Consider the following 15,501-nt stretch of genomic DNA (forward strand, 5'->3'; position numbering starts at 1 on the left):
ACAAAGAAGTATGGGTCTAATATTGAATCCATACTTCTTTGTTTTATAATACGCCTATTTATTACGTTTATTGAAATTACCTAAAGGAGTATCCCCCTTTTATTTCGAATAGATTATAAAAAGTACTCTTTATAAAAGGAGTGGTAAAATGTCTGATGGCATCGAAGTATTTATTGTCCTGCTCTTTGCAATTGCTCTTTTTAGCATCCTAAACTTTTTAGCCATTTCCTTATCTGGACATAGTTTTAAAAAAAGAATCGTGGCAGGTTTCATATTTTTACTACTGACTCCCATTATTTTTTTGACTATCGCAACATTTGCTTCTATATTCGATAAAGCAGGATTTGGCGCAGGTACGTTAGCCTTTATGATCGCAAGCGTATATATATTAAATGGAATAGTGATTCTGCTTTCCTCTTTATTTATCCTCAAAAAAGACATAACATAGGCTATAGTACTAGCATGAATCTGACTTTACACTAGATTCATGCTTATTTAATTTCTCTTAAATTTTTATATGAAATTAAATAATTCTTTAAAAAAATTTAAACTTTATTTATTATAATATCCCTATCGTATTCGCACGTTTATTCAAATTTAAAAGAAAGGAGCACAAAATGAAAAAGGTTCTACTTACAATTCCTATACTAATCATCCTACTTAGTGGATGCAGCAATAACGATATATACGGTTCTTGGGAAGTCGTTGACAATAAAAAAGGTGAATGCCCTGTATATTATAAATTTGAAACAGTTGTCAAAAAAGAAAATAAAGAGGAAATTGTGCAAAATTTAGTAGAAATGCAGACAACAAAGAATAAAGACGATTTATATAAAGGCTCATTTGTCAAAAATTCTAATGTATATCACATTGATTATGGTAATTCATTTACATCGGACCAAACTTTAAAAGTTGCCGACGGTACATTAAATGTATACTTTTTGACAGCCGAAAAATTATGCACATATAAAAAGAAATGATTACATTTCAGAGGAGACGCAGAAAATATTTTCTGCGTTATTTCACTTTAGAAATCGGCCACAAAAACAGCCCTTGTTTTCGTATTCTTTTTCATTCAAAACATGAGAAATATACTTAATAAAAACTAGAAAATACCTTAAGTTATATAAAATGAATCCTATAATAGACATTTCAATTAACACATCTACGCTATTTACATCGATACTTTTCAAAATAGGCTAATCCTTCCTCTAAATTTGTCAATCGTTTTAATTTTCATAAAAAAATGATAAAATATAAACATGTGTTTTCAGAATAATTAAAAACGCAGAATGAAAGCACTGTTTTAGGAGGGGTTTTGATGACTTACACGTTAGCAACTAGAATGAAAGCATTCCAATCTTCTATATTTAGTGAATTAGGAGCCTATAAAAAAGAAAAAATTGCAGCAGGTCATAACATGATTGATTTGAGCATCGGAAATCCTGATATGCCGCCCGCTGATTTTGTAAGAGAAACAATGGTACATACAGCGAGTGAGAAAGAGAGCTACGGGTATACATTATCAGGTATTCAAGAATTTCACGAAGCTGTAACTGAATATTACAACAACACTCATAACGTTTTATTAAATGCGGATAAAGAAGTTTTATTATTAATGGGTTCACAAGACGGGCTCGTTCATTTACCTATGGTTTATGCAAATCCAGGTGATATTATATTAGTTCCTGATCCAGGATATACAGCTTATGAAACAGGTATTCAAATGGCTGGTGCAACATCTTACTACATGCCTTTAAAGAAAGAGAATGATTTCTTACCAGACTTAGAAGTCATCCCTAAAGAAATTGCCGATCAAGCAAAGATGATGATTTTAAACTTCCCAGGGAATCCCGTTCCAGCAATGGCTCATGAAGATTTCTTTAAAGAAGTAATCGCATTCGCGAAAAAACATAATATTATCGTTGTCCATGATTTTGCTTATGCTGAATTTTATTTCGATGGTAATAAGCCAATTAGCTTCCTCTCTGTACCTGGTGCTAAAGAAGTTGGTGTAGAAATCAATTCTTTGTCAAAAAGTTATAGTTTAGCGGGTAGCCGTATTGGATATATGATTGGAAACGAAGAAATTGTTCGTGCACTTACTCAATTTAAATCTAATACCGATTACGGTGTATTTTTACCAATTCAAAAAGCGGCATCTGCAGCACTAAGAAATGGCGCTGCATTTTGTGAGAAAAACCGCAATATTTATCAAGAACGGAGAGATACTTTAGTCGATGGATTCCGAACATTTGGCTGGAATGTCGATAAGCCAGCTGGTAGTATGTTTGTCTGGGCAGAAATTCCACAAGGGTGGACTTCTCTAGACTTCGCTTATGCATTAATGGATCGTGCGAATGTCGTTGTTACACCTGGTCATGCATTTGGACCTCACGGAGAAGGCTTCGTACGTATTGCACTCGTTCAAGATAAAGAAGTATTGCAACAAGTTGTTGAAAACATTAGAAATAGCGGCATTTTCGTTCTTGAAAAAGTAAATGAATTAGTTAAAAATTAATTCCGACTCCCCTGCTTAACTTTAGCAGGGGTATTATTAATTGGAGGTACTTTCATATGCATATTAAAGACACACTTCCCCATCGTTATCCATTTTTAATGATTGATAAAGTAACAAATGTAAAACAAGATGAATTCGTTACAGGATATAAACTCATTACAAATAACGAATGGTTTATAAATGATAGTCACAAACATATGCCTCATATGTTAATTGTAGAAGCACTTGCTCAGCTTAGTGCATTTGTACATACAAGTGATTCTGAAGGACTAGGATTCCTCTCCTCTTTAGATGGAATTGAATTCCACGGAAAAGCATATTCCGGTGATAAACTTGATTTACATTATGAGCTAACGCGCAATCGCCGAGGTTTTGTTCTTGGTAAAGGTATTGCAACTGTAAACGACCAGCCTATTGTAACTATAGAAAAACTATTAATATATCAAGCAGATTAAAATGTTCCTTATATCAGTTGGAAATATCTATTCTCAACCAATTAAGTAAATAGGAAAATATATTACGTAGTTAGGAGCAGGAAAATGGAACGTACTATCGGTATCGATGCTGGAGGCACATTAACGAAAATAGCTTATTTTAACAAAAAAAAGCTATTAACTTTTGAAAAATTTTATTCGCATGAACAACATAAAATAATAGATTGGATTAAAAACAACAATGGCATAAAACAAATATGTATTACGGGTGGTAAATCGAAACTATTACAGCAACTGCTTACAGGTTCATATAAAATAATAGAGCTAAGCGAATTTGAAGCTACTCTTGCAGGTGTCCAATTCATATTAAAAGAAGAACAACATACTATAAACAATTTTATTTTAACCAATATCGGTACAGGTACTTCTATCCATTATGTTTATAATGAACAATATATTCGCGCTGGTGGAACCGGAGTTGGCGGTGGGACTATTATGGGACTCTCAAAATTGTTAACAAATATAGATCATTTTGAAGATATAATACCTCTAACAAAAGTAGGATCTAGAAAAGAACTAGATATTACGGTTGGAGATATTTATGGTGGTATTCTTTCCCCTATCGATAATAACTTAACTGCTAGTAACTTCGGAAAAGCAGCCATTACAGAATCAAATAATAGTAGCTCCGATATACTAGCTACTGTACAAGGACTTGTCGGTGAAGTCGTTACTGCATTAAGCCTTCAATTCGCTGAAACAAAAAACATTGAACATATTATTTATATTGGTTCGACTTTATGTAATAACGTACAACTTCAACATATTATTAGTAGCTACACCGAATATCAAAATAAAACACCAATCTTTTTACAAGATGGTGGTAATAGCGGTGCAATTGGTGCATTACTTCATGCTACGAAATAAAAAGCTGACTTTTGTCAGCTTTTTAGAAATGGCACTTCAAATTCAATAATTGATTCCCCGTTCTCTCCAATTCGCTCCACGCTTATTCTATCAATCAAACAATTTAACTTCCCATGAAAACTAGGAATCTCCTTCACTACTTCAGCAGCTAATTCGGCACTTTCTTTTCTTCCGACTGTTACATGCGGGATGTACGGAATGTCTTCTTTCAAAAATTGTAATAAAGGTCCTGTATATAGAATATTATGTAGTTCCTCTATTTGTTCTTTCCCCTTTTCAACTCGTAAAAACAAATATTCTCTTTCACTTGTAATTTGATTCGTAAATTCAATTTCTATATTCTGTATCGGTTTTGATACATTTATAATATGTAATTTCAGCTCATCATTTGAAATCGAACTTTCAAATGGGAATACGATTGTTATATGCGGTGGAATTAATCCAACTAAAGGATCATGTTTATGTCTAATGTTCTCTATTTTATCGATGGACATGTTGTTTAGAAAAAGTAAAATTGTACGCATTTTTATCCCCTCAACTTTTCCTCATTATAATATGTATCATATTCTATGATAGCCTGCCCTTCAACAACTTGTTTTGCTTACCTATAAAAATAAAAAAACTTCTCAAATGAGAAGTTTTCATATAGCATGATTATTATTTTCCCGCCAAACTTTTCTAAACTTTATATAACAGGCAATTCTCCAAGGAAAAATATACGATATTGCAACAACATAAAATAATAAACCTATTGCTTGCTGATCTAAGTCAACAATATATTTTCTTGAACCGTATCTCAAAACGACAAGTGCAATAAAAGTAATTAAAAAAGCTGCACTTTTTTTCGTATAAATATTCCCATCATCTCTTCGTTCATAATTTGTTAATACTATAAGCGGCACAGCAAAAAGTACACCAATGAATACCGCTATAATCACTTGCAATATAGCTGGATGTACGGGACCTAAAAACCATACAATACCTGGTGTTAAAAATAGTAATGGCCATAAAATACGTTTTCCCGATCCCTTTATTGGCTTATGCATGGAGCGATAACGACGCCAAAATATTAGTAGTGCAATGCATAAAAAGACGGTTATTAGTGAGGACGTGTCTCCCATATATTTTCCTTCTCCCTAAAAAAATAATCTATCACTATTTTAAACTGTTCGTTCAAATGATACTTTACGAATAAATATACTACTAGTTATGATATAAAGAATTGTTAATCCAATTGAAATAACAATAAAATAAGGGATATCTATTAAAGATACATCATTTGTAAATAACAATCCTTTTATCCCTACTTCTCCATACAGCACACTATTTGTTGAAAGGAAAAGCGACCCACCAATCATGAGACCAATCCATTGAAATCTTTGCTTAAAAATTACTACTACTTGAAAGAAACATGCTATCGTAACATAAAATAAAAATTGTAAAATAAACTGTTGTATTAATTGCTCTCCAAAGTTAACATTTACTAAGTTATATTTTATATCTTGTAAAAACAGTATTTGAAGGAATGAAAACAATGCGGATTGCAACACAATATAACAAATCGCTCCGATAAAATATTGTATTCTCGTTATACCAAATGAAACTGCTAAACGAAATACATCATCTTGAACAATGAAAACACTCCCTACTATAAAAATCATAATTGCAATTGAAGGATTATTGATAATTTCGGGTAAATAACCAACTTTCGCTTCATTTAAATGAGCAGCATATAAAGCTCCTTTTATTAATAAAGCTACAATCCAAAATATTAAAATTGCTTTATAATGAAAATTTATATGTAACCTCAATTGTTTCATTAACATCGTCATTCCACTTCACCACCAGTCATGTGAATAAATAGTTTTTGTAATGTAATTCTATCAATTACTAAACCTTCTTTTTCAAGAGAGTAACAATCTTCATTAGAAAGCTCTTCCCATATAACAGCAATACCTTTATTCCCATAAATTTCTTTATTTATAACTTTTTTATTAATCAAGAACTCCTCCACTTTACCTTTTTGCCCTGAAATAATATGACCTTGTTGCAATAAATCTTCCACTGTTGATTGAACAACAAGTGCACCTTCTTTTATGATAATTACTTCTTCAATAACATGGGTTACTTCTTCTACCAGATGTGTTGATAATATAATTGTTCTGGGATACTCCCCGTAATCTTCTAGTAGTAAACTATAAAATAACTCACGATGTGCTGCGTCTAATCCTGTAGTTGGTTCATCAAAAATAGTAATTGTCGCTCTGCTTGCTAACCCTTTAATAATTCCTACAACTGTTTGCATGCCATGAGATAGTTTATGGTATTTCTCTGTTATATTAAGCTGAAATTTACCCGCCAGTTCTTCAGCAAACTTCTGATCCCAATTTTTATAAAACATGTTACATATCTTAAAAATTTCTTTTACTCTATAACTTAAATGAGACTCTTCTTTTACTCTAACGAAACAAATATTTTGCATTGCTTTACTATTTTCAAATACATTTTCACCAAATATTGATACACTTCCACTACTTGAAGTAATTTGACCTGCAAGTAAATTTAATAGTGTCGTTTTCCCTGCTCCGTTCCTTCCAAGCAAACCATATATTTTCTGCTCTTCTAATGAAATCGTTACTTCATTTACAGCTATTTTCTTTTTATATTTTTTCGTTATCTCTTTCGTTTCAAGTGCAATCATCCCTCTTTCCCCTCCTTCGTAATCTTTTGAATCATATCCATCAATTCATTTTTTGATATTTCTAGTACTTTCGCTTCTTCCCACACTTTAGGTAAATATTCAGTCATAAAAGCATTTTGTCTTTTTTTTAGTACGACTTCTTTCGCTCCCTTTGCAACAAACATTCCGATCCCTCTCTTTTTATATAAAATCCCCTCATCCACTAATACATTCACCCCTTTAGCTGCAGTAGCCGGATTTATTTGTAACATCTTCGCAAATTGATTTGTCGATGGAACTTGTTCTTCTTCAAGCAATATGTCTTTTAAAATATCAGATTCAATCGTTTCTGCAATTTGTAAGTATATTAATTTATTTTGCTCCAGAGTAGGTTTCACAATTTCACCACCTTAGGTTCTTAGGTTCATTACTTATGTAATTAACCATATCACATAAATATATTTATTTCCATAAATTTCTTTTACAAAAAAGAGAGTCATTCTTAAACGAATGACTCTCTTTCTAAAATTTCGAGGTTTCAACTCTTGTTCTCAAATTCTTTTCATTTATACCATTTTGACAAAAGTTAAATTGTTGTCCCTTTATTGACTTTGTACGATCTACTATTTGCCCTAAATGATAACTTGTATGCTCCACTAAATGTAATAAACTATGAAGATCAATATGCCTTTTTTCTTTCCATACTTGTATATATACTTTTCCCCACTCATCAAATGTTTCTTCAACAATTTTTAACAAAGTTTCGAAGCTTAAATGTTTTATTGGAAAATATTCTTCAATTCCATTTTCAAAAACTATATTGGGATCCTTATAACGCCTTGTATTTCTCTGTAAATGTTCACAAATATGTAGTACGATTCCACCAATTGAATTAACAGAGGTCTCTTGTTTCCACAAATCTTCTTCACTAACGAGCCTAATCGCCTGTACTAACTTAGGTAAATAATAATCCTGCATTCTATGATAAGAAATTTTGTATACTAACTCCATCTTCTCCCCTCCATTATTTCAACTGGCTCACTGGATATTTAGCAAATAAAGATTTCCGAAAATCTTTATCTTCCACAAGCATTTTAATTTTTTCTTCATTGCCGTTAAAGAACTTTATAACTTTATTTTTATCCCATATATCTTTTTCTTTTGGAAAATCATCGAATATACTATGCAAAATTGATAACATTTCTTCCCTCGTTATCTTAAATTTTTTATTATCTACCTGAAACTCATAACTTTTTGCATTTGGCACTAAAATCACTAAATATATAGCATTAAAGAAAAAATTCTTCTTCATCGTATCCTTCTCATCAAACCAATACGTCTCAATCATTTCTTCTGTAAGAGCCCCACTTTCTTTTGCACCATAGTTCACTTTTATATTTTCATTTTCTAAACTTATACTTTGAACTGTTCCACCACCGGGTAAATGATTAACAATTGCAACCACATCTGAATTATTACCAACGTATGTCCCAGTATATTTCTTAAAATCATCTGACCTAACATCATATATATCTTTTATTCTTTCTCCGTTAGAACAAGCCGCAATGAATAAAAAAATTGTTAGCATAACGATCATGTTATGATGCATATATTTCATTTAGCATCCCCCATTTTTATCAATATTTCGTTAATTACAATATTTACTTTCAAATCCCTTTTTAAATATACGCATTTTAATCAAAATTAAAAATTTTCATTTTTTATGTTTACAATTATCCATTAATTGTATATACTTACTAACGTAAGAAAAAAATTCTAAAAGGAGGTCGAAGGAAATGATGAAATTACAATTACATGCATTAACTTTAGCGTTAACTGCACCTGTGTTTTCTGGACAATTAAATATGAATTCGACCACCCTAATGGAGAATTGAAAATCGTACTTTATTTCATTTAATTCATAAATTCGCCACAGGAGGTCGTATACTTTCCTGTGGCTTTTTCACGCCCAGCCATAGGAGAACTGTATCTTCCTGTGGTTTTTTTGCGCGATTTTTTAGTCTCTTACATTATTTTTCTAAGAAAGGAGCAACATTCAATGACTATTAGCGTATTGTTTTTAAGTATTACGATTCAAAGAAATACAATTTCCAAAGATGAAATTCTTCATAATGAGCAAATTGAAAAAGCTATGAATGATGTTAAGGAGCGCCAAGCACTTTACTGTGATCACCTGTAATTCCTTTTCGAAAGGAGGAATTCATTTATGACTTTTCATATTTTCTTTTTTACGACTGCACTTCAAAAAAATACTTTATCTGAAACTGAAATCAATCGTAAACAACAGTTAAAACAACTGACTGATAAAATAACTGACATTAAAAGTTCATACTACACTCAAATGTATTAAAAATATATTTTAAAGGGGTAATATATTCATGAAATTTAAAGCATTCTTTTTAACAATCACTATTCAAAAACGTAAGCTCTCACAGAAAGAGATTTTACGTGAACAACACATTCAAAACATTATGGACGAAGTAAAAGAGCGTCAATCTTCTTATTACACTCGTCTTTTCTAAATCACTTATAAAGGGGTAATTATTTTATGAAATTTAAAGTATTCTTTTTAACCATTACCATTCAAAAAAATAAATTTTCCGAGTCTGAAATGCTTCATGAGCGACAAATTAATCAGGCTATGGATTCTGTAAAAGAAAGACAAAGTCATTACTGTAGTCACCTATAATTTCTTATTACACTCGTTTTTTCTAAATCATTTATAAAGGGGCAATTATTTTATGAAATTTAAAGTATTCTTTTTAACCATTACCATTCAAAGAAATAAACTTTCTGAGTCTGAAATGCTTCATGAACGACAAATTAATCAGGCTATGAATTCTGTAAAAGAAAGACAAAGTCATTACTGTAGTCATCTGTAATTCCAATTCGAAAGGAGGAATTCACATATGAAGTTTCACCTTTTCTTTTTAACGATTACGATTCAAAAAGAAACAATATCTCAAAATGAATTAAAACAAGAAAGACAATATAAACAAGTTATTGATGAAATTCGAGATCGTAGAAGCAAGTACTACACTCACCTTTAATCGTTTAACTATATAGAATTAAAAGGAGTCGATTATGATGTTGATAGCACGCTGTAAGGAAATGATTTGGATAGTTCAGAGGGATTCCACATAGTTTTATAGAGCTTATATCACACAAGTTTATCACTGGATTTGATGTATAAAAAATATATAATAAAATCAAATCAACCCACTTTTAATTATTTATTTATAAACAAAAGATACACCACTTAAAAAGCGGTGTATCTTCCTCAGTTTTTACTATTTTCGGTTACTTCTCTTCGTCTTAAACAATCTCACTAAGTTCGAAACAACTGTTTTTGTTACTGCATAAACTGGTACTGCTAAAATCATTCCGATGATTCCAGCAAAGTTTCCTACCCCTAAAATTAGGATAATAATTGTTAATGGGTGGATGTTTAATTTCGAGCTCATAATACGTGGTGAAATAATATTACTTTCAAACTGTTGTACAATTGTTACGATAATAATTACGTATAAGGCTTGCATCGGAGATACGAACAGTCCTACAATAACAGCTGGTGCTGCCCCGATAAATGGACCTAAGTTAGGAATGATGTTTGTAAATGCTGCGATAATTCCTAAAACGAAAGCGTACGGTAAATCGATAATTAAATAACCGATAAAAGTAAACGCACCTACAAATATACAAACGAGCGCTTGCCCTTGAATATATGCAGATAATGTTTCGTTCGTTTCCTTAATGATACGAAGCCCCTCTTCACGGTAAGACTCTGGTAATAAACTTACCGCTTTTCCTGGAAAGGCATGTCCATCTTTAAACATGTAAAATAAAATGAACGGTACAGTAAATACAACTAATGCAACGTTCGTGATAATACCAAATAAAGCCGTTGCACTCGACGTAATTGTATTTGGTATATCTTTTAAGTATTCAATCGCATTTTTTTCAATTGTTTCAATGGAAACGTAGTTTTGTGTAGATAACCATTCAAACAACCTATGATGTGATAATTCTTGTATGTATACTTTTCCCTCTTTTATGTAGCCTGGCATATTTTTTACTAAGTCCATTAGCTGTTGTGAAATCGTAGGAACAACTACTCCAACGCCAACCGCAGTTAATGTTATGATAAAAAGATATAACAGCAATATCGCTAAATTTCTAGGTACTTTTTTATTCTCCAAAAAGATTAATACAGGATTAAATATGAAGTATAAAAAAAGCGCGATTAAGATTGGGAAAAATAATGTTGATATGAAGATACCAATCGGTTGAAATAAAAATGATATTTTTGTGCAAATAAATATGATTCCTACAACCATTAGCACTTCTAATGTCCAAAAGTGCACTTTTGATTTCAAAAAAATGGCCTCCTTTAAACTAGCACTTCTCTTCATTGTACCAAAATAAGTATGAATTTCACATAATATTTTCCTTTACAATATTCCAAAATACCGATAAATACACTACAATGAGATTACATACAAATTTGCAGGTAAAGGTGATAAAAATGACACAATGCATCATTTGCAGAAAAGATACGAAAGAACTTAGTGAACAATATGTCATTCCAGAAATATTATGTGGATATTATTTCACAAACTCAATTTGTGATACTTGTCATGAACAAATGACAACAAATATTGATCGTCCTTTAATTAGGCATAAATTGAGTCAATTTAAGATTGAACAAATGAAAAGACAAATTGATTCCCCACTCTATACGAATGAGCACGGTGAGGAACTTGCGGCTGCTGAGACTGATGTTGTCGAAGTAAGCGACGAAATTCTTTATTCTAATGCATTAATTATGAAACTATGTAAAAAGCACGATATTTCCTTACATAATGAAATTTGGAAAGAGGAACGTGTAACGAAAGTAGCGAGTTCTATTCAACGTGAATTACTATTAGATAACCGTAAATATAAAATGAGTATATTAAAAATGGCTTATACATTCGCTGTACAAGCAGTTGATGGCTACTTTGAAGATCAAGATGCAATTGATATTTCTACCATTCTCTCAAATGCAGATTTCGTGGAACTAAAAGAAAAAAGCATTGTACGTGATTTAAGCAAAAGTTCTTTATGGAATACGCTAAATACAAGTAGTGAAAATCATTACTTTATTTTACTTAGCGATAAAGACGGTCTGTTTTGCTTCATTCGCTTGTTTGACATCTTTGATGTTGTCGTTCATTTATCAGAAAAAAGATTTGACCTTCCATCACCCATTGTCGGTGTAAATAATGTGAATACACAGAAATTTTATGTCCAAAGTTTAAAACAGTATATGGATGGGCTGTTTAAAGAAAAAGCACCTACTATATAATAGTGACCAGAACATACGGTCTCCTTTCTTGATGAAAAGACACTGTGTTATAATGAGTATGAAAAGAACAATACAATCACATAAACCAATTATAAATTGTATATAAATAAAAAAGACTAGTGTGCGGCTACACACTAGTCCACGTAACTTAGCAGATTGGATTGTTCATTTATCCTATTTGTTTCTTACAAACAAAACAACCCACATTCTATAGGCATAGGTGGGTTGTTATTTTTTGAGCTTGTCTATTAAAACGACGACGAACGTTAACAATGCAACGAGAAACAGTCCACCTTGCAGTAGCAACGCTATTTCACTCACGTATTATCACCCCCCTCCTACTCGGAGAAGTGATAATTGAACAACCAACCGCACCTTAAGTTACCCTTTAATTTTACCATATTTTCTAATAATTTACGATGAAAACCCGCAAGCGAATAACTTGCGGATTTTTTATCCCGTATTAACAGGCAGTAAACAAAATGAAGCAATAAATAAGTGAAACTTTATTTCTCACTATCTTTTTAATGCATATGCATCAGCAATCATTTCACCAACAATTTTATTTTCTTCTTTCTTCTTGTCTTTCAATAATGGGAATAACAATTCTGCCACTTCATACGCTTCTTCTAAATGCGGATATCCTGATAAAACAAACGTATCAATTCCTAACGATTCATATTCTTTTATCCTTTCTGCTACTGTATGCGGATCGCCTACAAGTGCAGTACCTGCCCCACCTCTTACAAGTCCGATTCCAGCCCATAAATTAGGGCTTATCTCTAACGACTCTCTCGTACCTTTATTTAAATGTGTCATCCGTTTTTGACCAACCGAATCATATCTTGCAAATGTCTTTTGAGCAAGCTCAATTGTTTCATTATCCACATATTGAATTAAACGTTCGGCCTCTTCCCATGCTTCTTCTTCTGTCTCTCTTACAATTACGTGTAATCTAATGCCAAATCGTACTGTACGCCCCTTCTCTTCTGCAAGTTTTCTTACTTCTTCTATTTTCTCTTTCACTTGCTCTGGCGGCTCTCCCCACGTTAAATATACATCACTATGTTCAGCTGCTACTTCTTTTCCAGCAGCTGATGATCCTCCGAAATATATAGGAGGATATGGCGTTTGAACTGGTGGGAATACAACTTTACTATCTGTAACTTTAATATGTTTTCCTTCTAAAGAGATCGTTTTACCTTGCAATGTCGATTTCCAAACTTTTAAAAATTCATCCGCTGCTTCATATCTTTCATCATGATCAAGATATAATCCATCTCCTTGTAGTTCAACTGGATCTCCTCCAGCTACTACATTAATAAGCAATCTCCCATCTGAAATTCTATCAAATGTAGATGCCATCCTCGCTGCAACTGTAGGTGACATTAGTCCTGGCCTCACTGCTACTAAAAATTTTAGTTTTTCTGTTTCAGCAGCAAGAGCTGAAGCTAACACCCAAGGGTCTTCACATCCTTGACCAGTTGGAAGTAAAACACCCGTATATCCTAAATAATCAGCTGCCGCAGCAACTTGCTTATAATAACCATATTCAGCTGCTCTTCCTCGTTTTGTCGTTCCTAAATATCGACCATCTCCATAAGCCGGAATAAACCATAATAATTCCATACCTTTACACACCCCTTATTTATTTTGAAACGTATACTAACACATTCTATATAAATTACCCCTAATAATTTATATGTTAATTCCCAGTCTCACCTTTAAAATTATCTCGCCATCTTAAAAACTTCATTTCTAGTAAACGTACTAGAGAGTCAGAAAACTTCCCAACAAATGCAAAGATAATTATGCCGACAAATACGATATCTGTATTTGAAAATTGCCTTGCATCCATAATCATATAACCAATACCTTCTGTAGATCCCATAAGTTCTGCTACTACTAAACTCACCCATGCAACACCTAACGATAACCTTGCTCCTAGTAAAAGGTTAGGCAATGCAGATGGTAAGATGAGTTTCGTAATTAGTTTTCTTTTACTAAACTCTAACACTCTCGCAACATCAAATAACTTTGAATCCACACCTCTAATACCTAAAAATGCGTTCACGTATAAAGGAAAAAATGCACCATCTGCAATTAATAACACTTTCGATGTTTCACCAAAACCGAACCATAATACGAAAAGTGGCGCAACAGCTAGATGAGGTACAGTTCTTAACATTTGCACAGATGGATCTAAATATTGCTCACTTCTCGTTGAAAATCCAACAATCGTTCCTAAAATGATTCCTAAGCCCCCACCAATAAAGAAACCAGTCGCAGCCCTGAATACACTAATACTTAAATGGCCGAATAACTCTCCTGTTTTAATAAGCTCTTGGAAAGCTAGAAAAATATCTAATGGTGTTGGTAAAACTGTTTTAGAAACAAGACCGAATACGCCAGCTAACTGCCAAATTATTAATATAATAACCGGTATAGTAATCGCCCTTACTAAAACTTTTACATTTAACTTTCGCACATTCTTAACGCTGTTTTTCTCAATCGTTATACTCGCTGGTTTCATAACAGCTTTCGTATTTTCCACTTTACAAAACCTCTTTTCACTTCGCTTTCAATGCTTTTTCTACGAAAGAATTATCTACAACTTTTTCCGCCTTAATTTCTTTCTTTATAGAACCGAGCTTATATTGAAAATCCGCTGTCTTTTGTTGTTCTGCTATTATTTCCTTCGTTACCGGAACTAAAATTGGTTTGTCGTGATTAAACACTTCTTTTACGATCTCCGCATCTATCTTTTTTACAGAAGTATATACTTTTATTGCTTCATCTAAGTTAGCATCTTGCCATACACGTGCTTTCTCATAAACTTCGAGGAATTTCTCAACTAATTCTGGATGTTCTTTCGCAAATTTTGTTCTCGTAATTAAAAATTCTGGCGAAGAGACATTTAATGTTTCACCGTCTGCAATCACCTTCGCACCTTTATTTAACGTATGTAATGATATGAAAGGGTCCCAAATCGCCCATGCATCTACTGATCCTGATTCGAATGCAGGCTGCGCTTCATCTGGTTGTAATTGAATGACATTTACCTCTTTTGCATCAATCCCTTCTTTATCAAGTACTCGATACAATAAATTAAAGGCACTACTTCCTTTTGCTACTGCAATTTTTTTACCTTTTAACTCTTTTACACTCGCAATTTTGCTATCTTTTTGAACGAGAATTCCAGTTCCTTTTCTTGCATAACTTGTATTGGCGATTTCGGTAAATCCAATACCTGCTGCTTGCGCTGAAATGACTGGAGAATTCCCTACTTCACCAAAGTCTAATCGGTTTGATGCGATTGCTTCAAAATAAGGAGGTCCACTTTGGAACTCTGTCCATTTCACTTTAACTCCTTCTTTTTTAAACTCCTCTTCAAACCACCCCTTTTTCTTTGCTAGTAATAGCGGGCTTAACCCTTGCTGTATACCAATTTGTATTGTTACATCTTCTTTCTTACTACTTGCTGTACTTTTTTCACATCCTAATAAACATACTGATATAGCTAAAGCAAAAGAAAGAATTTTAAATTTTTTATACATATAAAATCACCCTT

The 15,501-nt window shown here is 32.5% G+C and carries 24 protein-coding genes; 12 read left to right on the top strand and 12 right to left on the bottom strand.

Annotated features, from left to right (window positions below):
• Positions 1 to 148 precede the first annotated feature (148 nt).
• From NST90_RS14055 to coaW, 5 genes are all read left to right on the top strand, one after another.
• Positions 149 to 448 carry a hypothetical protein gene (locus NST90_RS14055; protein ID WP_001279462.1) on the top strand — a complete coding sequence of 100 codons (300 nt, stop codon included), beginning with the start codon at positions 149 to 151 and terminating at the stop codon, positions 446 to 448.
• 169 nt (positions 449 to 617) lie between these two features.
• Complete coding sequence (locus tag NST90_RS14060) at positions 618 to 980, top strand: hypothetical protein (RefSeq protein ID WP_000757017.1); 363 nt, start codon at positions 618 to 620, stop codon at positions 978 to 980.
• Positions 981 to 1,321: 341 nt separating this feature from the next.
• Positions 1,322 to 2,521 (top strand): LL-diaminopimelate aminotransferase, encoded by a 1,200-nt coding sequence (locus NST90_RS14065; RefSeq protein ID WP_000222701.1) that lies wholly within the window; start codon positions 1,322 to 1,324, stop codon positions 2,519 to 2,521.
• Positions 2,522 to 2,577: 56 nt separating this feature from the next.
• On the top strand, positions 2,578 to 2,976 hold the full coding sequence (locus tag NST90_RS14070; protein WP_000547648.1) for a 3-hydroxyacyl-ACP dehydratase FabZ family protein: 399 nt from the start codon (positions 2,578 to 2,580) through the stop codon (positions 2,974 to 2,976).
• Positions 2,977 to 3,060: 84 nt separating this feature from the next.
• Entirely contained in the window at positions 3,061 to 3,882 is an 822-nt protein-coding gene (gene coaW, locus NST90_RS14075; protein WP_000442501.1) for a type II pantothenate kinase, read from the top strand.
• A gap of 14 nt (positions 3,883 to 3,896) precedes the next feature.
• Here the strand turns inward: coaW and NST90_RS14080 are convergent, their stop codons facing one another.
• The 7 genes from NST90_RS14080 to NST90_RS14110 all read right to left on the bottom strand — a co-directional run bounded on the left by NST90_RS14080 (position 3,897) and on the right by NST90_RS14110 (position 8,180).
• Entirely contained in the window at positions 3,897 to 4,406 is a 510-nt protein-coding gene (locus NST90_RS14080) for a 2'-5' RNA ligase family protein (protein WP_001259210.1), read from the bottom strand.
• Between the two features lie 117 nt (positions 4,407 to 4,523).
• A complete protein-coding gene (locus tag NST90_RS14085) occupies positions 4,524 to 5,003 on the bottom strand; it encodes a cytochrome c biogenesis protein CcdC (RefSeq protein ID WP_000502964.1) in 480 nt (159 codons plus the stop codon).
• 39 nt (positions 5,004 to 5,042) lie between these two features.
• Positions 5,043 to 5,714 carry a DUF4052 domain-containing protein gene (locus NST90_RS14090; RefSeq protein ID WP_044306581.1) on the bottom strand — a complete coding sequence of 224 codons (672 nt, stop codon included), beginning with the start codon at positions 5,712 to 5,714 and terminating at the stop codon, positions 5,043 to 5,045.
• Positions 5,711 to 6,583 carry an ABC transporter ATP-binding protein gene (locus NST90_RS14095; RefSeq protein WP_000560928.1) on the bottom strand — a complete coding sequence of 291 codons (873 nt, stop codon included), beginning with the start codon at positions 6,581 to 6,583 and terminating at the stop codon, positions 5,711 to 5,713. The genes NST90_RS14090 and NST90_RS14095 overlap by 4 nt, the downstream gene beginning before the upstream one ends.
• The gene (locus NST90_RS14100) at positions 6,580 to 6,960 is read right to left on the bottom strand and encodes a GntR family transcriptional regulator (RefSeq protein ID WP_000805190.1); all 381 of its coding nucleotides are present in this window, start codon (positions 6,958 to 6,960) and stop codon (positions 6,580 to 6,582) included. The genes NST90_RS14095 and NST90_RS14100 overlap by 4 nt, the downstream gene beginning before the upstream one ends.
• A gap of 124 nt (positions 6,961 to 7,084) precedes the next feature.
• Positions 7,085 to 7,573: a hypothetical protein gene (locus NST90_RS14105; protein WP_000424646.1), complete on the bottom strand. Its 489-nt coding sequence runs from the start codon at positions 7,571 to 7,573 to the stop codon at positions 7,085 to 7,087.
• A gap of 13 nt (positions 7,574 to 7,586) precedes the next feature.
• Positions 7,587 to 8,180: a DUF4825 domain-containing protein gene (locus NST90_RS14110; RefSeq protein WP_046392821.1), complete on the bottom strand. Its 594-nt coding sequence runs from the start codon at positions 8,178 to 8,180 to the stop codon at positions 7,587 to 7,589.
• 441 nt (positions 8,181 to 8,621) lie between these two features.
• On the opposite strand from NST90_RS14110, the gene NST90_RS14115 reads away from it, so the two are divergent.
• From NST90_RS14115 to NST90_RS14140, 6 genes are read left to right on the top strand one after another with little or no spacing between them, the layout of a single operon-like run.
• On the top strand, positions 8,622 to 8,762 hold the full coding sequence (locus tag NST90_RS14115) for a YrzI family small protein (protein WP_000156193.1): 141 nt from the start codon (positions 8,622 to 8,624) through the stop codon (positions 8,760 to 8,762).
• Positions 8,763 to 8,789: 27 nt separating this feature from the next.
• On the top strand, positions 8,790 to 8,933 hold the full coding sequence (locus NST90_RS14120) for a YrzI family small protein (RefSeq protein WP_000142708.1): 144 nt from the start codon (positions 8,790 to 8,792) through the stop codon (positions 8,931 to 8,933).
• A 28-nt stretch (positions 8,934 to 8,961) separates the two neighbouring features.
• Positions 8,962 to 9,105: a YrzI family small protein gene (locus tag NST90_RS14125; protein WP_000668963.1), complete on the top strand. Its 144-nt coding sequence runs from the start codon at positions 8,962 to 8,964 to the stop codon at positions 9,103 to 9,105.
• A gap of 26 nt (positions 9,106 to 9,131) precedes the next feature.
• Positions 9,132 to 9,272 carry a YrzI family small protein gene (locus tag NST90_RS14130; RefSeq protein ID WP_000669805.1) on the top strand — a complete coding sequence of 47 codons (141 nt, stop codon included), beginning with the start codon at positions 9,132 to 9,134 and terminating at the stop codon, positions 9,270 to 9,272.
• Between the two features lie 52 nt (positions 9,273 to 9,324).
• Positions 9,325 to 9,465 carry a YrzI family small protein gene (locus tag NST90_RS14135; protein ID WP_000669817.1) on the top strand — a complete coding sequence of 47 codons (141 nt, stop codon included), beginning with the start codon at positions 9,325 to 9,327 and terminating at the stop codon, positions 9,463 to 9,465.
• A gap of 27 nt (positions 9,466 to 9,492) precedes the next feature.
• Positions 9,493 to 9,633, top strand: coding sequence for a YrzI family small protein (locus NST90_RS14140; protein WP_000668497.1), 141 nt, complete (start codon positions 9,493 to 9,495; stop codon positions 9,631 to 9,633).
• Positions 9,634 to 9,873: 240 nt separating this feature from the next.
• On the opposite strand, the gene NST90_RS14145 is transcribed toward NST90_RS14140, so the two are convergent.
• Positions 9,874 to 10,959: an AI-2E family transporter gene (locus tag NST90_RS14145; RefSeq protein WP_000837892.1), complete on the bottom strand. Its 1,086-nt coding sequence runs from the start codon at positions 10,957 to 10,959 to the stop codon at positions 9,874 to 9,876.
• 149 nt (positions 10,960 to 11,108) lie between these two features.
• Between NST90_RS14145 and NST90_RS14150 the strand changes: the two genes are divergently transcribed.
• Positions 11,109 to 11,930 (top strand): HNH endonuclease, encoded by an 822-nt coding sequence (locus NST90_RS14150; protein WP_000189709.1) that lies wholly within the window; start codon positions 11,109 to 11,111, stop codon positions 11,928 to 11,930.
• 228 nt (positions 11,931 to 12,158) lie between these two features.
• Here NST90_RS14150 and NST90_RS14155 read toward each other — a convergent pair whose 3' ends face one another.
• From NST90_RS14155 to NST90_RS14170, 4 genes are all read right to left on the bottom strand, one after another.
• The gene (locus NST90_RS14155; RefSeq protein ID WP_001289320.1) at positions 12,159 to 12,251 is read right to left on the bottom strand and encodes a putative holin-like toxin; all 93 of its coding nucleotides are present in this window, start codon (positions 12,249 to 12,251) and stop codon (positions 12,159 to 12,161) included.
• A gap of 195 nt (positions 12,252 to 12,446) precedes the next feature.
• Complete coding sequence (gene ssuD, locus NST90_RS14160; RefSeq protein WP_000422248.1) at positions 12,447 to 13,559, bottom strand: FMNH2-dependent alkanesulfonate monooxygenase; 1,113 nt, start codon at positions 13,557 to 13,559, stop codon at positions 12,447 to 12,449.
• Between the two features lie 76 nt (positions 13,560 to 13,635).
• Positions 13,636 to 14,484, bottom strand: coding sequence for an ABC transporter permease (locus tag NST90_RS14165; RefSeq protein ID WP_025709540.1), 849 nt, complete (start codon positions 14,482 to 14,484; stop codon positions 13,636 to 13,638).
• 16 nt (positions 14,485 to 14,500) lie between these two features.
• Positions 14,501 to 15,487, bottom strand: a complete 987-nt coding sequence (locus tag NST90_RS14170) for an aliphatic sulfonate ABC transporter substrate-binding protein (protein ID WP_000276912.1) — start codon at positions 15,485 to 15,487, stop codon at positions 14,501 to 14,503.
• Positions 15,488 to 15,501 lie beyond the last annotated feature (14 nt).

It is taken from the genome of Bacillus sp. FSL E2-8900 (assembly GCF_037966225.1).
GTDB classification, from domain to species: Bacteria; Bacillota; Bacilli; order Bacillales; family Bacillaceae_G; genus Bacillus_A; species Bacillus_A cereus.